Here is a 16,581-nt window from a genome sequence, read left to right on the forward strand (position 1 = left end):
GGAGCACCATGGTTCCGTTCGTGTCGCAGAACGTCCCGGTCGATGCACGAACTGCACACATCCCGCACCGTCGCTGGAGCGCGGGTGGATCGAGCGCTGCCTCAGGTTCGCACCGCAGCCCGCTCGGTGCGCAGAATTACTGGCAATGGACCACTACACCGGAGCGATGGAATTCTGCCGGTGCCGACATCCGTTCCACGGATCCTGATCGCGGCCGAATCGTCGAGGTCCGCTGACGAGCCGAGTCCCTCGGCGCCCCGGCTCGACAGCGGATCTCACACCTGAATCAGCTCAGCGAGCTCAGCAGCGGCTCGAGAAGCTTGTAGAGCTCGAAGATGCCGATGATCGTCGAAATGGAACCCATGGTGATCCTCCGTAATTCGTGAACTTTCCGTGACGTCGCGTCACAGGCAGAAAGCTAACAAACCCGGCATTCAAACGGGGACCGTGGATGTGTCCGGCAGATGAACTCCCAGCTCGCAGAGACTCTTTGGTGACCAGCGTCATGATCGACGAGAAATAGGCCCGACCGTCACATCACCTAGTACGGACCGACGGTAACTGCCAGCCCTCCTCTCGAGGTACTGAACCATCCGATATACGCAGTGCCGCAACTCTTCCGGACCCCCCTAGTGCAGCGAGACGTCGGGGTGAGTGGCGACGTGTACGGCGCCGGTCCCACGTTGCTCGCGATCACGCTCCCGCGCGGCGGCAGACCGGGTGGGTGTCACCACGGCAATCATCACTATCGCCAGATCGTCCCCGGCGCTCGGCATTCGCCATGACTTTCGGTGTAGCGGCAATCGCCTGCGATTGTCGGACTCGTTGTCGCGGTGACGATGTCGAAGGCTGGGACTGGCGCTGGGGCTGAGGCTGACGCTACCGATTTTCAGTTGTCGTCGTCCTCGTCGAAGTCCGCGACTCCGCGCTTCCAGTAACCGGTGATCAGGTGATCGCCCGAGCTCAATCCGAGTTCGTCGCGCACGAATCTGCGAATCGGCTTGAGGCTGGTGGCCTCACCGGAGATCCAGGCGTAGACGCGTTCGCCCTCGGGGACGGTGACCGTCCGCACTGCCTGCTCGAGCAGATCCGAGTGACCGGCTGGGACGTCGCCGCGGTGCAGCCATCGCACCTCGACGCCTTCCGGAACGGTGAGTTCGATTTCCTGCGAAGGGTCGGTGATCTCGACGAACACCCATCCTGCTGCAGCAGCGGGCATCATCTCGAGCCAACGAGCAATGGCAGGAAGGGCGGTGATGTCGCCGGCGAGCAGATAGCGGTCGTACGTCCACGGAACCACGACGCCGCCGGGCGGCCCGGCCACGTGCACCCGAGTGCCGATCGTTGCGGCCTGAGCCCAGTCAGAGGCGTACCCACCTTCGTGGAGCGCGAAGTCGAGGTCCAACTCTCCTGCTTCGGCGTCGTAGCGACGGACGGTGTACTCACGCGAGATCGGCAGCGGACGAGGCCACTTCAGGCTGAATCCGTCTCGTTCGGGCAGTCGCAAAGTGCCGTCGGCATCCGGGTAGACGAGGCGGACATGCTCGTCGGGTGCGTGCGATTCGAAGCCCGGCAACTCGGGTCCACCCAAGGTCAGACGCAGCAGTCCTGATCCGACCATTTCGCTGCGAACAACTTCGAGTTCGCGAATACCGATGGGGTACGGCACTTTTGCACCGGTGTTGCCCGCCAGCACTTCGGCGATGGTCGCGAGGTGGTCTCCTCGGTTCATGAACTACCTTCCTTTTCCGGCGGAGCATTCCCCACCGGCACAGTGATGTCGGAGTGATCTACTTCGGTGATCTCCGAAGTTACCCGGCGCACCGAACCCAAGGTTGCCAGGAGCACCAGGCCCAGTGTCAGACCGGCGAGACCCAAGGCCAGCAGCGCGGCGCCAGGCTCGAGCCACTGCCCGAGGAACCCGGCTGCCATCGAACCGATCGCCGTGCCCGTCACCGCCTGCACCATCCACAGACTCGATACGCGTCCGCGCAATTCGTCCGGCGTGTTCTGTTGAAGGACGGCAAATCTCAAAATGTCGTTGAGGGCGCGTCCGAGGCCGAATCCGGCGAGACCGAGGAACGCGACGATAGCTGCTCCCGACGCACCCAGAACCACGAGGCCGAGCGGCATCAACGCTACCGAGATCAGCATCGCGGCACCGTTGCGGCGTACTCGTCCGGTCCAGCCGCTGGTGAGCGAACCGATCACGGCGCCGACGGCCGGTGCGCCGTAGAGCAGACCGAGCATGGTGGGTCCGCCGCCGAGGACCTGGTCGACGAAGGCAGGCAGCAACACCATCGGCCCGCTGACGAACATGACCAACAGACCGCTGATCAGGATGCCGCGAATGACGGTGTGCGTGCCGGCGAATTTCACGCCGGTCACGAGCGCGCGCATCGGGCTTTCGTGATTCGTACCCGGTGCAGGCGACGGGCCTATGGCTTGGAACAACGTGACGGTTGCCGCGGTGGCCACGGCGGCAACAAAATATGTCGCGGGGATGCCGCCGGAGGCGATGATCACACCGGCGATTGCCGGCGAGATCATCGTCCCGATGTCCGTGGTCAGCGCAACCAACGCGCCGGCCGCTGCCATCTTGTTGCGCGGCAACAGCGTCGGCATCAAAGCCATCAGGGCCGAGCTGCTGACACCGCCCGCCAAGCCGTCGACAGCGGCCGCGACGTAGATGACCCACATCGACGGGTGCGGCAAGAGCGCGTTACACCCGAGAATGACAAAGCCGAGACCCGCAGCACTGCGGGCCAATTGGATTGTGCGTCGCCGGTCGTAACGATCAGCGAGCACGCCGCCGAACAGGCTGCCGAAGAACATGGCGATGGCCATCGCCGTGGACACTCCGGCAACCTGCAAAGTCGACCCGGTGAGCTGGTACGTCTGCGCGGGAACGGCTACGACAAGCAGTCCGATCCCGAGCAGCGAGATCAATCGCGCGGAAAAGGCGTACCTGAAGGGACGGCTGGTCCGCAAGGGTGAAACATCGATCACCAGCCCACCGAATCGGGTCATGCGAAGGTCTGGCCGATCAGGTCGAGAGTAGCCATTGCGCCGTCGTAGTCAGGACGGTAGCTGCTGGCGGGGAGCTCGAACGTCGTGCCTGCCTTGAAGGACGGCAACTGCGAGTAGAGCGGATCCGTGGCAAGCTCGGCCATCGGGCGACCGGACACCGGAATGACAAAGGCGACAGGCGCATCGGCGACCTGCGAGAGCAGTTCCGGGCTGACCTCGAACGAGTCACCTGAGCCGAAGAGCTGCGGGTTGCCGGCCTTGGCCATGACGTCGTCGGCCTTGAAGCCGAGCTCGGCGAGCATCGCGGGCAGCGCGGCCGTCGGCGGAACGAGGTACGGCTTGTTACTCGAGACCGAGAGGAAGTAGACGACGTTGCCCTCGGGAACCTTGATCTTGCCCTTGACCTCTTTGACCTTGTCCTCGTATGCGCTCATCAGTGCCGGAACCTGGTCGGAACGGCCCGCCGCGTCGGCGACGATTTCGAGCTGCTTGTCCCACGCGGCGACCGTCTTGGGGACCAAGACGGTGGGTGCGATGGCAGTGAGCTGATCGTAGAGTTCCTCGGCCTGAACCGAGGTGATGCCCTGTCCACCGCCGATGATCAGGTCGGGTTCAGCTGCCGCGACGGCTTCGATGTTGAGCTGCTCGCCGGCAGGCAATTCCTTGGTGCCCTGCGCCTTTGCGGCATCCGACCATGCCGGCGGGAATCCGCCCTCGAAGTTGGTGACACCGAGGACGCGAGTATCGGTGGCCACTACCGGTGCGTCCAGGGCGTACAGGTATCCGGCGAGTCCGCCGCTCAGAACCACGATGCGCTCCGCCGACGCGGGCACGGTGACCGAACCCTTCTCGGTTTCGATCACGCGGGTCGTGGGCTCTGCAGCCTTGGTCGGTTCGTCGTTTGAATCGCTACTGCAACCGATCATCGCCACGAGAGCGACAATCAGCAACCCTGCGATGGCCACGAATCGTCGCCAACTCCGTATCGCCAACGGTGGCGTGGAGGTTGTCCTACTTTCTCCTACACTCTTCTTTCGCACTGAGCCGTCTCCCATGTGGATTCTTCAGTTTGTGACGTGACCCGGCACACGAATACCGGCGCGTTCCACTAGAGGCTGCTGGGAGCAGCACTCACTGAATATGGGTAGCCTAAACTAAGAAGCTCGACGACCGGAAATTTCTCTTGCGAAATCCACCGGCGAAGAATCACACAATCGATCAGATAGTCATGACAGCAGCGACCGTTGCCCCCAATTCATAGCATCGCTCTCGGACCGATCTGTCGACACTGCCAGCACTTTCGAGAATGTCGGCTACGCGATTCAAACCGAGTCCTTTCACGATCTTGTCCACGGAAGCGACCGCACCAGCGGTGTCGTTGTTGCCGTGAACCCACAACCCGTACGGCCTGCCGTCTACCGCACCAAGGCATTGATAGTAGGTGGTGTCGAAAAAATACTTCAAGGCGCCGGACATGTATCCGAAGTTCGCAGATGTCCCAAAGATATAGCCGTCTGCACCTAATACGTCGGGCACGGTTGCAGCCAATGCCGGAATCACCTTGACTTCGACATCTTCGATATCAGGATCGCGGGCACCGGCCACAACAGCATCGAGAAGTTCATGCGTTCCAGGCGAGGGTGAGTGGTGAACCACCAAGAGCGTCTTCACCAGTCCGACACTACGACGATTCGATGCGAACGTGCCGCAAAACCGCACCGTAGGTAGCGACGACCGTTGCCTCGAAGTCGCGGACAAACTCGAGCACACGCACGCGTCCGCCACCCGCGATTTCTGCCCTCATCGACAGAAATCGTGGCGACGTACACCGTGCCAACTTAGGCTAGCCTCAACATAGCAGATGTTCCGATCGAACTGGAAGGGTGTCCATGTCAGCACTCGCCGAAGTATCCGAATTCCCGTTGCGCAACAACCGGACTGACGATGAATCGGACTCCGTTTTCCTGCTCTCACGTAGGCAAACGTCGATCCGCACTTCGGGAGTAATCGAAGAATTCGACTCGGCTTTCGACGCCGCTGAAGCTCTCAAAACGGGGCGTATCGACTCGGTCGTCGGCGCCCTTCCTTTTTCTTCGGAGACGCCTTCCGCCCTCACCGCGCCACTGAGTTTCACACGAGTCCGGGGTGATCTCCATCACCCGAACATTCCAGCTCTCCCCACGGCGCGGATTGCCGGATTCGAACCGAGCCCGCAGATTCACTCCGACAGGGTCCGCAGCGCCGTCGCCCTTCTCCGAGCAGGCGAACTCGACAAAGTTGTCCTCGCACGCTCCCTGACCATCGAGGCCGAGTCCGCGATCTTCCCCGTCGCTCTGGCCGAGACACTGATTGCACTCGATCACGCGCACAACGGTTTCTGCGTCGATCTGTCCCCCGCCGGAGGAAAGTACCGCGGGCGTTCGCTGGTCGGTTCGACGCCCGAGGTTCTGATCGAAAGGCGAGGCGGCGTCGTCACGTGCCACCCTTTGGCGGGCTCGATTGCACGGCATCCGAGTGCGGATCAGGACGAGGCGAATGCCGAGCAACTCCGCGCTTCGACCAAAGATCTCACCGAACACGCTTTTGTCGTCGATTCCATCAGCGCGATACTCGGACCGCTGTGCACGTCATTCAAAGCACCCAGTGCTCCGGAACTGCTTCGGACACCGCAATTGTGGCACCTCGGGACCAAGATCGAAGGCGTCCTGACCGACCCGAGCCTGACCTCTCTCGAACTGGCAATGGCGCTGCATCCGACTCCCGCTGTCTGCGGAACACCGACAAACGCTGCGCGCGAGCACATCACCGCAACCGAGGGCGATCGCGGGTTCTATGCCGGTGCGATCGGCTGGTGCGACCGCACCGGAGACGGCGAGTGGATGGTAGCCATTCGTTGCGCCGAGATCGCCGCAGACGGTCTGTCCGCGCGGGCTTACGCCGGCGGCGGCATCGTCGCTTCTTCCGATCCTGAAACCGAACTGCGAGAGACCAGTACAAAATTCCGCACGTTACTCAGCGCGTTCGACCTCGCTGAACATCAGCTCTGACTGGGAGTCACTTTTTCGAGGTGTTCAGGGCAATCGCGGCGTGAACGAGTGCCTTGAACGCCTTTTCGTTGACGGCTTCACCCTCGTTAAAATCGATCGCCCGCCTCGTATTGCCCTCGAGGCTGGAGTTGAAGAGGCCCGAGGCGTCCTCGAGTGATGCGCCTTTGGCGAAAGTCACCTTGACTGCGCTCTTGTAAGTCTCACCGGTGCAGATCATTCCGGCGTGGTACCACACCGGGACTCCTCGCCACTTCCACTCCTCCACTACATCCGGATCCGCCTCTTTGATCAGAGTGCGTATCCGCGAGAGCGTCTCGCCCCGCCAGTCTCCGAGTTCCTCGATTCGCTTGTCGATCAACTGAGACGGGGAGTCTGCGCCGTGCTTTTCGGGATCACTCTGCTTTTCGGGATCACTCTTCGCCATCGCTTCGTCACTTCCTGCTCGTTGTCGCCGATCTCCGGTGAGTCGAGTATCCCCTCCGGCAACCACATTCATTCGGCGAACCGCTGACGCATCACGATGTCGAGGTGTAGACCATTTCTTGCCCTTTTCGGACAAACCGAGACGGACGTCCAGTATTCTCTGGGTACTAAGTCCCGATTCTTCGGCCCGGAGGACTCCATCGTGATGTGGAATCGCGCGCTCGCCCACTCGATCTACGCGGCTGCCGGCTCAGTTGTTCTCACCGCCGCAGTCGTCGGTGTTCAGGCTGCTCCGGCGGCGGCGCAACAGCCCTCGCGCGTCTTCGACGCTCTGTGCACGCCCACCAATGCGGGCCTTTCCGAGCTGTCCGGACTCACCGTCACCGCGGCCGGGAAGTACGCAATCGGCGACAGCGGCTCTGACGATCGCGTCGCCGAACTCGATTCGAACTGCGAAGTTCAGCGCTGGATCAATGTGGGCAGCCCGCGCGTCGATGTCGAGGATCTCTCGTCGACTCCTGACGGCCATCTGTGGCTGGCAGACATCGGCGACAACAACGCGGTACGAACGTCGATCGGGCTGATCGAACTCGATCCGACTTCAGGCACCACTGCCTCCTACCCCCTGATCTATCCGGACGGGGCGCACGACGCCGAGACACTGTTGATTCAGGGCGACGGGCTTCCCGTCATCGTCACCAAGGACTATTTCGGCGCAAGCGTCGTCTACACAACCGCTGAGCGACAGCATGTTCAAGATCTGAGTACGTCGTCGCCGACCATATTGGCCGAAGTGGGCCAGCTGAGGATGACACCCACCCTCACTTCCGGTGGGCCGGTTCCTCATGCCGGCACGATGGCCGTCACGGGCGGCGCTGTGAGCAAGGACGGCACGGTGGTAGCGCTTCGCACGTACACGGACGTCTACCTGTATGCAGCTCCCGATGGTGATGTCGTGAAAGCGTTGACCACCAAACCGATTCGTGTTCCCCTTCCCGACGAGCCACAAGGTGAAGCGATCGCATTCGACGCTGTCGGTGATCTGATCAGCGGTTCCGAGGCAAACCAAGGGCCGTTGCCGCCGCTGCGAATTCTTCGCGGCGCCAGTGACATCGCACTCTCCGGCGGAGCGAGCGGCTCTCTCGGCTCGTAGTCGATTCACGTCCCAGGGAAAGCGATCGGGCGCCGCTATCATGACCGAGTGAACAAACAACTTCGAGCGACAGTGGCGATCTCGGCAGTTCTCGCACTGGCTTCGTGCGCGAATTCCGTCGAAGGAACACCTCGTCCGGATGCGTTCGTTCCGAGCGTCGACAACCCGGATCCGTCCGAAGCTATCGACGGAGTTGTCGCGGTCGATTACCCAGCCGCTCAACATGTACGCTCGAACGAACGTGTGGCGTACACACATTCACCGCCTTTCGGCGGCCGTCATGATTCGGTCTGGGCAAACTGCACCGGAGTTGTTTATCCGCAAGCGATTCGGACCGAGAATGCGGTCCATTCTCTCGAGCACGGAGCTGTGTGGATCACGTACAACCCCGACCTCGTCTCGGGCGAGGATCAGACCCGCTTGGCGCAGCGAGTCGAGGGCATGAGCTACACACTGATGTCGCCGTATCCGACCCTGGATTCGCCGATCTCGCTGCAGTCATGGGGCCGTCAACTCAAGCTCGACAACGCCGAGGACGCTCGCATCGATCAATTCGTCTCGGCATTGCGGGTCAATCCGAACACGTATCCCGAAGTGGGCGCGACGTGTTCGGTGCCGGTGACGAGCTTCGACCCGAACAACCCGCCGCCATTCGACCCCACCACTCCGGATCCGTCTTCTCCCACAACGGTTCCGGAGCGCTAGCACCTCACCAATCCCCTGGTCTCAGCAGAGGAAACTACTTGCCTCGCGAACGACGTTCCAGTTCCACTGCCCTGCGCATGGTTTCCCGAGCCCGGCTTCGGTCACCGGCGTAGTCGTAGGCGCGAGCGAGCCGGAAGTTCTGCTTCCAGTTGTCCGGATCTGCTTCCCAGTCGACCTTGATCTGAGCGAACAACTCGTCGGCGGCCGCTCGCTCGATCCGACCCGAAGGCAATTTCGGAAGCGAAGACGCGTCGACCGTGAGGCCCTCGTCGTGGATCTGCTGTGCGAGACGCTGGTGCGTGAACCCCGCACGAAGGGTGGCGATGACGAGCCACAGCCCCAGGAACGGCAGGATCAGCACTCCGATCCCGAGTCCGATTGCGGCGCCACCGCCGTCCTGGATGAGCTGGATTCCGCGCTGACCGAGCAGCACGAAGTACACCGCGAGCGCGATACAGATCGCAACGATCAGCGCGAGGGTGCGGGTGGTCTTGTTCATAGATCGAGGAAGGAATCGATACCGACCGTCAGACCCGGATGCGACCCGATCTGTCGAACACCGAGCAGAACGCCTGGCGCGAACGAATTCCGATCGATGGAGTCGTGCCGAATGGTCAGCGTCTCACCCTGCGTTCCGAGAATCACTTCCTGATGCGCAACCAGCCCGGCCATGCGCACGGAGTGAACCCGGACGCCGTCGACGTCGGCTCCGCGCGCACCCTCGAGTTCGGTCGTGGTGGCGTCAGGACTGCGTCCAACGCCTGCTTCCGCGCGAGCCTCGGCAATCAAGGCGGCCGTTCGGTATGCGGTGCCCGAAGGCGCGTCGGCCTTGTTGGGATGGTGAAGTTCGATGACCTCGACGGAATCGAAGAAGCGCGCCGCCGCAGCCGAGAAACGCATCAACAGCACCGCACCGATGGCGAAGTTGGGCGCGATCAGAACACCCGTTGCCGGCTGGGCGTCGAGCCAGGACTGCACAGTCGCGAGCCGGGACTCGTCGAAACCGGTGGTGCCGATCACAGCGTGAATTCCGTTGGCCACGAGGAATTCCAGATTTCCCATGACGACGTCGGGGTGAGTGAAGTCGACCACTACCTGAGTGCGGGTGTCGACAAACGTCTCGATGCGATCACCGGTGTCGACCTGCGCAACAAGTTCCAGATCCGGAGCAGCGTCCACTGCCTCGCAGATCGCTCGACCGACCTTGCCCTTGGCTCCCAGAACCCCGACCCTGATGGGTGCTGCACTCACGTCTTCCACGCTCCGTCCGATGCATTGTTTGAGGTGAAGCCTACGCAATCGCGCTGATGCGCTCACCATCAGTCGGGCAGGAGTTGTGTCACCACTGGCACACTGGACGTAGTGAGCAACCGTCCGCAAGTCCGCGAAACCGGCAGCCTTCGACCACTCGAGTTGGCAACGGGTGCCGTCATGGCCGGATTCACGGTCGCGTTGTCCGTCATCGCCACGGTCATCCCCATGGCCAGCGCCCTCAACCTCGTGGCCGCGGTTCCGATGGGAATTGTTGCCCAGCGCTTTCGGGTCCGTGTGGTAGTGACGGCCGGAGTGTCGGCTACTGCGGTCGCCTTTGTCACCGCCGGTTCGGGATCGGCATGGGCGGTGGCACTGTGCGCCCTCCTCGGCGGAATCATCGGCACGGTCAAGCGGCGTGGTCTCGGCTTCATCTCCGCATTGCTGTCGTCATTTGTCATCGGGCCAGCGCTGGCGTTGTTCTCCATAGTCCTGTTGCTTGTTCTCGCGCCCCTGCGCAACTTGTTCCTGAACTCGCTCGAGAACACCGCGCTGGGTGTGGCCACAATCTTCAAGCGTGCACCTTCGCTGGTCGGGGCAGCCGAGTGGATCGAGAACAGCATCGGCTCGATCATCGACTACTGGTGGTTGTGGATCGCCGCGTCGATCATCTCCGGGATCGTCCTGAGCACCGTCGTCTCCTATTTTGTCCTCGGCGCCGTCCTCGATCGATTGGCTGCACTCCCCTCGTCCGACCCGCTCGAGACAACACCCGACGACCGTCCGATCGATCCGTTGCCGGTGACTTTCGATCATGTGGGCTTCACCTATCCGGGTGCATCGACGCCGGCCCTCGTCGACGTCAACTTCACCGTCCGGCGCGGAGAGTTCGTCACCGTCGTCGGCCACAACGGCTCGGGCAAGTCCACACTCACCCGGTTGCTCGCCGGTCGCGCACCGACCGTAGGGAGCCTGACGAGACCCGGGTCCGCCGGCCTCGGCCGACACGGCGGAACCGCCATCGTCCTGCAACGGCCGGAGAGCCAGATCCTCGGAACCCGCGTCGCGGACGACGTCGTCTGGGGGCTTCCTCCCGAATCGCATCCCGAAGTCGATGCGCTGCTGGCTGAGGTAGGACTCGCCGGCATGGGTATGCGCGAGACCTCGGGGCTCTCCGGTGGCGAGATGCAACGTCTGGCGGTTGCTGCCGCTCTGGCGCGGCGCCCCGCTCTCCTGATCGCGGACGAAGCCACCGCGATGGTCGATCAGGCCGGCCGGGAGGAGTTGGTCGCACTCCTCGCCGAACTTCCACGACGCCATCCCATGGCCGTGGTACTCGTGACCCATCACCACGCCGACACCCGCGCGGCAGATCGGGTGATTCAACTGCAACGCGGACGGCAGATCGACCACCAACCCGGTTGGATGACGTCGACGTTTGCGGGTCCGCCCGCCGCGCCCTGGCCGGCCGGCACTCGCGCGGTCCTCCAACTCACTGATGTGACGCACACCTACAACGACCGGACTCCGTGGTCGAGACGTGCACTGTCGGAGGTGAACTTGACCATCAGCGACGGGGACGGGCTACTGATCCTGGGCGGCAACGGCTCCGGTAAATCGACTCTGGCCTGGATCATGGCCGGCCTGATCACACCGAGCAAGGGAACCGCAGTCTTCGACGGCAAACCTGTCTCGCGCCAACTAGGCACCGTCGGGCTCACGTTCCAACATTCGCGGCTGCAATTGCAACGCCGAACCGTCGCCGAGGACATCGAGGCCGCCGGTGGTCCGGAGATCGGATCCGTACAAGTGTCCTGGGCGCTCGACGCCGTCGGACTCGACCGTCACATCGCCGGCCGCAGTATCGACGAGTTGAGCGGCGGGCAGATGCGACGCGTAGTGCTGGCAGGTCTCCTCGTCCGCCAACCCCGAGTGCTCATTCTCGACGAACCTCTCGCCGGTCTCGATCCGCCCGGCCGCCACGAAATCCTGAACGTGCTCCGTTGGATTCGTCGGAACGGAACCGCAGTTGTCGTCATCTCCCACGACGTCGACGGCATGGATGCCGTGTGCAGCAGAACGATTCGACTGTCGCAGGGTCGCATACTCGATCCGGCCGCCGGCGCAGCTTTGGAAGGATCGACAACATGACCACCCTCCTGCGTGAAGTTCCGACTTCTTCTCCGGTCCATCGACTGTGGGCCGGAACGAAGATCGTGGCCGTCGTACTCGTCAGCATCGTGGTGGTTGTGACACCGTCCTGGCCGACGATCGGCGTCGTGCTCGGACTGCTGCTGCTGACCGCGGTGATCGGACGCATTCCCCCGACAGCAGTTCCCCACCCACCGTGGTGGTTGTGGGCGCTTATTCTGCTCGGCGCATTGATCAACCTTCCGATCGGTCTCGACGCGGTGTTCCTGTACCTGCAAGCCGTGACCTTCGGCCTTGTATTGCTCTGTGTCTCACTGATGTTGGCGTGGACCACGTCGATGAGCGATGTGGCCCCCGCCTTGGCCACTCTGGGCCGACCGCTTCGATTCTTCAAGATTCCCGTCGACGAGTGGGCCATCGCGACAGCCCTCTGCATTCGTTCACTTCCGCTGTTGATCGACGAGATGCTCACGCTCGTTGCCGCACGGCGACTGCGCCCGAAAGCTGTGGTGAACAGCGCTGCCGACAACTCGATAGTCGACCTGATCACCACCACCATGTCGGTGGCAATTCGGCGATCTGCCGAAATGGGCGAAGCGATCTCCGCTCGCGGGGGCACCGGATTGATCGCGGCGTACCCCAAGCGCCCTCAGCTGGCCGACCTGTTCGCCTTGGTCGTCGTCATTGTTGCGTGCGCGAGCGCGGTCGCTTTGACGATACTTCTCCGCTGACCGGGTCACTTTTCATCGAACCCGACTGCGCGATGATCGCGGAACCCATCCAGCGTCGTAGGTATCGCCGCAGTTCCTCGTCGCTCCGCTTCGGGTCGCCGGGCGCGAGGAAAAACGACTGCATAGTCCGCAGGACGTATTCGACCAGTTCCTGAAGTGACGCGTCGTCGTATCCGTAACTCAGCCAGTCCACGTCGAAGCGGGTGATCATCGCCATTCCGAAGGCTTGCGCCTCCTGAGAGGTCAGACCTTCGGGGTGAAGACTCGAATTCGTGCTTGTGAGCAGGATGCCGAGATGGGGCGTTCGGTGGACCTGGGTCAGTGTGTAGACAACACCCTCGGTCATCGCCTCGACGGGGTCTTCGATGCCGCTCACGTGCGTGGTCAGTCGATCGAGATAGCCGTCGACCGACGCGATCGCAGCTGCCCTCATCAGAGCGTCGGCGCTGGGAAAGTATCGATACACGGTCTGCCGGATCACGCCCAGTGACTCGGCGACGTCGCCGATGCTGATTTCCGAACTCGTCCGTCCGATCAGCTCGACCGCGGCCTCGACAATGCGACGAGACGCATCTTCGTCACTGTCCGGTGGATTGCCGCCCCACCCGCGCCTTCGTGCCACTGCCCACTTCCTCGCTCGAACGAGGCTCGAACCATGTCTTTGCGCTCGAAGTCCAAGAGCCACAGGCTAACACAGGCGAGATTTGCATCCGGACAGCTCGAATTTCCCTCTGCCTGCGAAAGTGAACATACAACTGCACACCCATATGTATGATTACCGCCACACGTGGCTTCCAGTGCCCGAGCGGCCACCTGACCAGCCCCTCCGAAAGACGAGGTTCGACAAGTGACCAACCTTCAGCCCCGAAAGATGGATTTCGGATTCGAGGATCATGACGTTCCCTTCCTGTGGAACCCGGAGAACCCGGCCTGGTCGAGCATGTCCAACGCGGTTTCGTTCCTGGCCATCGGTTTCGAAAAGATGATCGTGAAGATGATCATGCAGACCAAGTCGCGGATCAGCGATCCTGAGGTGGCCGAGGAAGCCGTGGCGTTCATGCGTCAGGAAGGCCATCACTCGACCGCGCACCGCCAGCATGTGAAGGCTCTGATCAGGCGCTACCCCGGACTACAGAACACGCTCGACGCCGTGATCGGTGAATTCGATCTACTGACCGAGGCGACCTCGCTGAACTACCGGCTTGCATACACCGCAGACCTGGAGGCGACCTTCACTCCGGTGTTCAAGCTGATGCTCGACAACGAGGCGACCTTGTTCCGCCCAGGAGACGACCGCGTCGCGTCGCTGTTCATCTGGCACTTCGTCGAGGAGGTCGAGCATCGTAGCTCAGCTCTGATCATCTTCAATTCCGTTGTCGGAAGCGAGCTTTACCGGATGCGGATGGCACCGTCGATCTTCGCGCACGTGATGAAGGTGATTCGTATCGCCTGCGCAGGCTTCAACCAGCACGTTCCGCTCTCCGAGCGGCAAGTCGACTCACTGTCGATGTTCGCCACCCACCGCACCAAGCAGAAGATTCTGACGTCGTTCGCTCCGTATCTGACCAAGGGCACGATGCCTCGCGCCTTCGATCACCTTCAACTCGGAGAACAACTCGTCGCACTCGGCGGTGTGTTCCGCAGCCAGATGCCCAATCACAACCCGGACCTCGAGAAACTCCCCGCACTCGCCGACCAGTGGTTCAAGCGTTACGACGACGGCTACGACTGCACACGCTGGTACACCGCCGAATCTCAGGCACAAGCCGAGTCGATCACGTCAGGGGCCAACTGATGGCAGAGCACTGCTCCCCTACGTTTGCCCAGCTAGCAACAGAACTCGGTTTCTCCTGTCAGGAAGCAGGTGGACTGGTCGAGTTCCGTAACCCGGCGGCGCTGGAGAACTGGACCCTGCCCGTCCTCGAATGGACGATCATCGTCGGCTCGGTGCTGGCACTGATCCTGGCGATCGTGCGGTTGCGCCGCAACGGCGACCCCACCAACCTGGTTCTCTGGTTCGGCGCCACCGCCTACCTGTTCATCATCGAGCCTCCGCTGTACTTCCCGGCGGCGTTCGGCATCGAAGAACAAGTGGACACGATGTTCGCGCACAACGTGTTCACCGTCGACTTCATGTGGGGTCGACTGCCGCTGTACATCGTTGCCATCTATCCACTGATGGCGACGTTGGCCTTCGAAATAGTCAGAATGCTCGGCGTTTTCCGCAAATACGGTCCACTACTGGGCGCAGTCTGCGTCGGCTTCGTCCACCACGCGTTCTACGAAATCTTCGACCACCTCGGACCTCAGTTGCGATGGTGGGAGTGGTCGACGTCGAACCCGATCAACCAACCCATGTTCGACGCGGTTCCACTCCCCAGCGTGGTCGTCTTCGCCGCTCTGTGGCCCATGTCGCTGGCATTCTGCGTCCAGTACTTCGTCGGGCGGCAGGTCGATGCCGGCAAGCACTTCTCGGGACTTCAATTGGTATGGCGCACCATCGTGATCGGCCTTCTGGCGTCACTGGGAACGTTCATCCTCCCGCTCCCGGCGACGGTCTTCGGTATGGGTAGCGACACCGTTCGCGGGTTCCTCTACGCGGCGGAACTGGCCGTCCTCACGGTGGTCGCGATCGTGGTTCTCGTCCGCCAATGGACGCACCTGCGCTCGGCAGAATCGAACGCTCCTGCCCACACCAACAAGTTCGTCCAGATCTACAGCGTGGTGTACCTGGTTGTCATGGCAATCCTGTGGGCGAGTGCGCTTCCCGACTTCTTCGACGCAGTCGACGGTTCCACCAGCGCTGGAGATCCCATCGGGAACCTGTGGTACACACTGGCGTGCTTCGTCATCGCAATCCTGTGCGTGAGCGCGACTTTCACTATTCCGAAGCGGAACTCCCGCGCCGACGACGCTGAACTTCTCGGCGCGAACTCAGCGACTCCGGCTACCTAGGTCGACCGGGGACGAGACCTCTCGGGTCTCGTCCCGGTTTCTCGGGGTCACGGCGTCACGGGACGCGGTGAGTCCACTCTTCGGTGCTGAATTTCGTCTCCACCAGCTTGCGCGCCTGCTCCAACTCCGAGTCCGTGTAGTCGCTGTCGCGGGTGTCGTATTGACCTCGGAAGTGCTGCGCAAACGACTCCAGGATTGCTGCACGCGTCATTCCGGTCTGCGAACGCAGCGGATCGACGCGCTTGGCCGCACTCTTGGTTCCCTTGTCCGACATCTTTTCTCGTCCGATTCGCAGCACCTGCGTCATCTTCTCCGCGTCGATGTCGTAGGCCATGGTCACGTGATGAAGCACGGTGCCGGACGCGAATCGCTTCTGAGCGGCGCCGGCGATCTTGCCCTTGTCCGAGGCGATGTCGTTGAGCGGCACGTACCGAGCGTTGATACCGACCTCGGCAAGCGCTCCCATGACCCACTGATCGAGAAACGCGTAGGACTGCTCGAAACTCAATCCCTCGACCAACGACACCGGTACTGCCAACGAGTACGTGATGCAGTTGCCCGGTTCCATGAACATCGCGCCGCCACCGGAGATTCGTCGCACCACCCCGATGCCGTGCTGCGCAGCCGCCTCGGAGTCGACCTCGTTGCGCACGGACTGAAACGATCCGATCACGACCAAGGGCGAGTCCCAATCCCAGAATCGCAATGTCGGCGGACGCTCACCCGATGCGACCTCACGCGCGATGACCTCGTCCAGCGCGACGTGCATCGCGGGATCGAGAACCACCGGTGGGATGAGGTCGAACGTGTGATCCGCCCAGCTCGTGGCGTGGCCGAGTGCGCGCCGGATCGCGATGCCGACCGACTGCGGCGTGAAGCCGATCATCGAGACGGACTCGTCGAGCGCAGTGGAGATGGCATGCGCCAACTGTTCTGCATCCGACTCGGCGGGCATTCCGCGCAACGCCGAGTTGATGTCGTCGAGCGCGCTGTCGGGCTCGAGGAAGAAGTCCCCCGAGACTGCGACTTCGGCCAGCCGACCGTCCGCCACCTCGACGTCGACCGCGACCAGTTTTCCACCAGGAACCTTGTACTCTCCACGCATTCGTCCAGCCTATCCCTGCGGGATTCTCTG

The 16,581-nt window shown here is 62.2% G+C and carries 19 protein-coding genes; 8 read left to right on the forward strand and 11 right to left on the reverse strand.

Going from position 1 to position 16,581, the window contains the following annotated elements; translation table 11 throughout:
* The first annotated feature begins 20 nt into the window (after window positions 1-20).
* Window positions 21-236, forward strand: coding sequence for a hypothetical protein (locus ACWF6P_RS24390; RefSeq protein WP_452622803.1), 216 nt, complete (start codon window positions 21-23; stop codon window positions 234-236).
* A 393-nt stretch (window positions 237-629) separates the two neighbouring features.
* On the opposite strand, the gene ACWF6P_RS24395 is transcribed toward ACWF6P_RS24390, so the two are convergent.
* The 6 genes from ACWF6P_RS24395 to ACWF6P_RS24420 all read right to left on the reverse strand — a co-directional run bounded on the left by ACWF6P_RS24395 (window position 630) and on the right by ACWF6P_RS24420 (window position 4,834).
* The gene (locus tag ACWF6P_RS24395) at window positions 630-776 is read right to left on the reverse strand and encodes a hypothetical protein (RefSeq protein WP_452622804.1); all 147 of its coding nucleotides are present in this window, start codon (window positions 774-776) and stop codon (window positions 630-632) included.
* A 113-nt stretch (window positions 777-889) separates the two neighbouring features.
* Window positions 890-1,732, reverse strand: coding sequence for a siderophore-interacting protein (locus ACWF6P_RS24400; RefSeq protein WP_452622805.1), 843 nt, complete (start codon window positions 1,730-1,732; stop codon window positions 890-892).
* Window positions 1,729-3,030: an enterobactin transporter EntS gene (gene entS / locus ACWF6P_RS24405; protein WP_452622806.1), complete on the reverse strand. Its 1,302-nt coding sequence runs from the start codon at window positions 3,028-3,030 to the stop codon at window positions 1,729-1,731. The genes ACWF6P_RS24400 and entS overlap by 4 nt, the downstream gene beginning before the upstream one ends.
* The gene (locus ACWF6P_RS24410; RefSeq protein ID WP_452622807.1) at window positions 3,027-4,085 is read right to left on the reverse strand and encodes a Fe2+-enterobactin ABC transporter substrate-binding protein; all 1,059 of its coding nucleotides are present in this window, start codon (window positions 4,083-4,085) and stop codon (window positions 3,027-3,029) included. Before ACWF6P_RS24410 ends, entS begins: the two co-directional genes overlap by 4 nt.
* A gap of 163 nt (window positions 4,086-4,248) precedes the next feature.
* Window positions 4,249-4,701, reverse strand: coding sequence for a flavodoxin family protein (locus ACWF6P_RS24415; protein ID WP_452622808.1), 453 nt, complete (start codon window positions 4,699-4,701; stop codon window positions 4,249-4,251).
* Window positions 4,702-4,711: 10 nt separating this feature from the next.
* Window positions 4,712-4,834: a hypothetical protein gene (locus ACWF6P_RS24420; protein ID WP_452622809.1), complete on the reverse strand. Its 123-nt coding sequence runs from the start codon at window positions 4,832-4,834 to the stop codon at window positions 4,712-4,714.
* Between the two features lie 85 nt (window positions 4,835-4,919).
* On the opposite strand from ACWF6P_RS24420, the gene ACWF6P_RS24425 reads away from it, so the two are divergent.
* Window positions 4,920-6,077 carry an isochorismate synthase gene (locus ACWF6P_RS24425; RefSeq protein ID WP_452622810.1) on the forward strand — a complete coding sequence of 386 codons (1,158 nt, stop codon included), beginning with the start codon at window positions 4,920-4,922 and terminating at the stop codon, window positions 6,075-6,077.
* 7 nt (window positions 6,078-6,084) lie between these two features.
* Here ACWF6P_RS24425 and ACWF6P_RS24430 read toward each other — a convergent pair whose 3' ends face one another.
* The gene (locus tag ACWF6P_RS24430; protein WP_452622811.1) at window positions 6,085-6,501 is read right to left on the reverse strand and encodes a DUF1801 domain-containing protein; all 417 of its coding nucleotides are present in this window, start codon (window positions 6,499-6,501) and stop codon (window positions 6,085-6,087) included.
* Window positions 6,502-6,705: 204 nt separating this feature from the next.
* Between ACWF6P_RS24430 and ACWF6P_RS24435 the strand changes: the two genes are divergently transcribed.
* The gene (locus ACWF6P_RS24435) at window positions 6,706-7,653 is read left to right on the forward strand and encodes a hypothetical protein (protein ID WP_452622912.1); all 948 of its coding nucleotides are present in this window, start codon (window positions 6,706-6,708) and stop codon (window positions 7,651-7,653) included.
* Window positions 7,654-7,701: 48 nt separating this feature from the next.
* The gene (locus ACWF6P_RS24440; RefSeq protein ID WP_452622812.1) at window positions 7,702-8,358 is read left to right on the forward strand and encodes a DUF3105 domain-containing protein; all 657 of its coding nucleotides are present in this window, start codon (window positions 7,702-7,704) and stop codon (window positions 8,356-8,358) included.
* 34 nt (window positions 8,359-8,392) lie between these two features.
* Here ACWF6P_RS24440 and ACWF6P_RS24445 read toward each other — a convergent pair whose 3' ends face one another.
* Window positions 8,393-8,857 carry a hypothetical protein gene (locus ACWF6P_RS24445; protein WP_283303888.1) on the reverse strand — a complete coding sequence of 155 codons (465 nt, stop codon included), beginning with the start codon at window positions 8,855-8,857 and terminating at the stop codon, window positions 8,393-8,395.
* Window positions 8,854-9,618, reverse strand: coding sequence for a 4-hydroxy-tetrahydrodipicolinate reductase (gene dapB, locus ACWF6P_RS24450; RefSeq protein ID WP_452622813.1), 765 nt, complete (start codon window positions 9,616-9,618; stop codon window positions 8,854-8,856). Before dapB ends, ACWF6P_RS24445 begins: the two co-directional genes overlap by 4 nt.
* 102 nt (window positions 9,619-9,720) lie before the next feature.
* Here dapB and ACWF6P_RS24455 point away from each other — a divergent pair, with 102 nt between their 5' ends.
* The gene (locus tag ACWF6P_RS24455) at window positions 9,721-11,760 is read left to right on the forward strand and encodes an ATP-binding cassette domain-containing protein (protein WP_452622814.1); all 2,040 of its coding nucleotides are present in this window, start codon (window positions 9,721-9,723) and stop codon (window positions 11,758-11,760) included.
* Entirely contained in the window at window positions 11,757-12,491 is a 735-nt protein-coding gene (locus ACWF6P_RS24460) for an energy-coupling factor transporter transmembrane component T family protein (protein ID WP_452622815.1), read from the forward strand. The genes ACWF6P_RS24455 and ACWF6P_RS24460 overlap by 4 nt, the downstream gene beginning before the upstream one ends.
* On the opposite strand, the gene ACWF6P_RS24465 is transcribed toward ACWF6P_RS24460, so the two are convergent.
* Window positions 12,442-13,113, reverse strand: a complete 672-nt coding sequence (locus ACWF6P_RS24465) for a TetR/AcrR family transcriptional regulator (protein ID WP_452622816.1) — start codon at window positions 13,111-13,113, stop codon at window positions 12,442-12,444. The genes ACWF6P_RS24460 and ACWF6P_RS24465 overlap by 50 nt on opposite strands.
* 225 nt (window positions 13,114-13,338) lie before the next feature.
* Between ACWF6P_RS24465 and ACWF6P_RS24470 the strand changes: the two genes are divergently transcribed.
* The gene (locus ACWF6P_RS24470; protein WP_230813137.1) at window positions 13,339-14,286 is read left to right on the forward strand and encodes a metal-dependent hydrolase; all 948 of its coding nucleotides are present in this window, start codon (window positions 13,339-13,341) and stop codon (window positions 14,284-14,286) included.
* Window positions 14,286-15,446 (forward strand): DUF7802 domain-containing protein, encoded by a 1,161-nt coding sequence (locus ACWF6P_RS24475; RefSeq protein ID WP_452622817.1) that lies wholly within the window; start codon window positions 14,286-14,288, stop codon window positions 15,444-15,446. The genes ACWF6P_RS24470 and ACWF6P_RS24475 overlap by 1 nt, the downstream gene beginning before the upstream one ends.
* 55 nt (window positions 15,447-15,501) lie before the next feature.
* On the opposite strand, the gene ACWF6P_RS24480 is transcribed toward ACWF6P_RS24475, so the two are convergent.
* The gene (locus tag ACWF6P_RS24480; RefSeq protein WP_452622818.1) at window positions 15,502-16,551 is read right to left on the reverse strand and encodes a lipoate--protein ligase family protein; all 1,050 of its coding nucleotides are present in this window, start codon (window positions 16,549-16,551) and stop codon (window positions 15,502-15,504) included.
* Window positions 16,552-16,581: the final 30 nt, after the last annotated feature.

The organism is Rhodococcus sp. NPDC055024, from assembly GCF_053608585.1.

Bases quoted from the DNA above. Each gene is read 5' to 3' on its own strand.
- ACWF6P_RS24420 (WP_452622809.1), bottom strand. From the start codon at position 4,834: ATGAGGGCAGAAATCGCGGGTGGCGGACGCGTGCGTGTGCTCGAGTTT.
- ACWF6P_RS24435 (WP_452622912.1), top strand. From the start codon at position 6,706: ATGTGGAATCGCGCGCTCGCCCACTCGATCTACGCGGCTGCCGGCTCA.
- ACWF6P_RS24460 (WP_452622815.1), top strand. From the start codon at position 11,757: ATGACCACCCTCCTGCGTGAAGTTCCGACTTCTTCTCCGGTCCATCGA.
- ACWF6P_RS24400 (WP_452622805.1), bottom strand. From the start codon at position 1,732: ATGAACCGAGGAGACCACCTCGCGACCATCGCCGAAGTGCTGGCGGGC.
- ACWF6P_RS24425 (WP_452622810.1), top strand. From the start codon at position 4,920: ATGTCAGCACTCGCCGAAGTATCCGAATTCCCGTTGCGCAACAACCGG.
- entS (WP_452622806.1), bottom strand. From the start codon at position 3,030: ATGACCCGATTCGGTGGGCTGGTGATCGATGTTTCACCCTTGCGGACC.
- ACWF6P_RS24410 (WP_452622807.1), bottom strand. From the start codon at position 4,085: ATGGGAGACGGCTCAGTGCGAAAGAAGAGTGTAGGAGAAAGTAGGACA.
- ACWF6P_RS24445 (WP_283303888.1), bottom strand. From the start codon at position 8,857: ATGAACAAGACCACCCGCACCCTCGCGCTGATCGTTGCGATCTGTATC.
- ACWF6P_RS24475 (WP_452622817.1), top strand. From the start codon at position 14,286: ATGGCAGAGCACTGCTCCCCTACGTTTGCCCAGCTAGCAACAGAACTC.
- ACWF6P_RS24395 (WP_452622804.1), bottom strand. From the start codon at position 776: ATGCCGAGCGCCGGGGACGATCTGGCGATAGTGATGATTGCCGTGGTG.
- ACWF6P_RS24480 (WP_452622818.1), bottom strand. From the start codon at position 16,551: ATGCGTGGAGAGTACAAGGTTCCTGGTGGAAAACTGGTCGCGGTCGAC.
- ACWF6P_RS24430 (WP_452622811.1), bottom strand. From the start codon at position 6,501: ATGGCGAAGAGTGATCCCGAAAAGCAGAGTGATCCCGAAAAGCACGGC.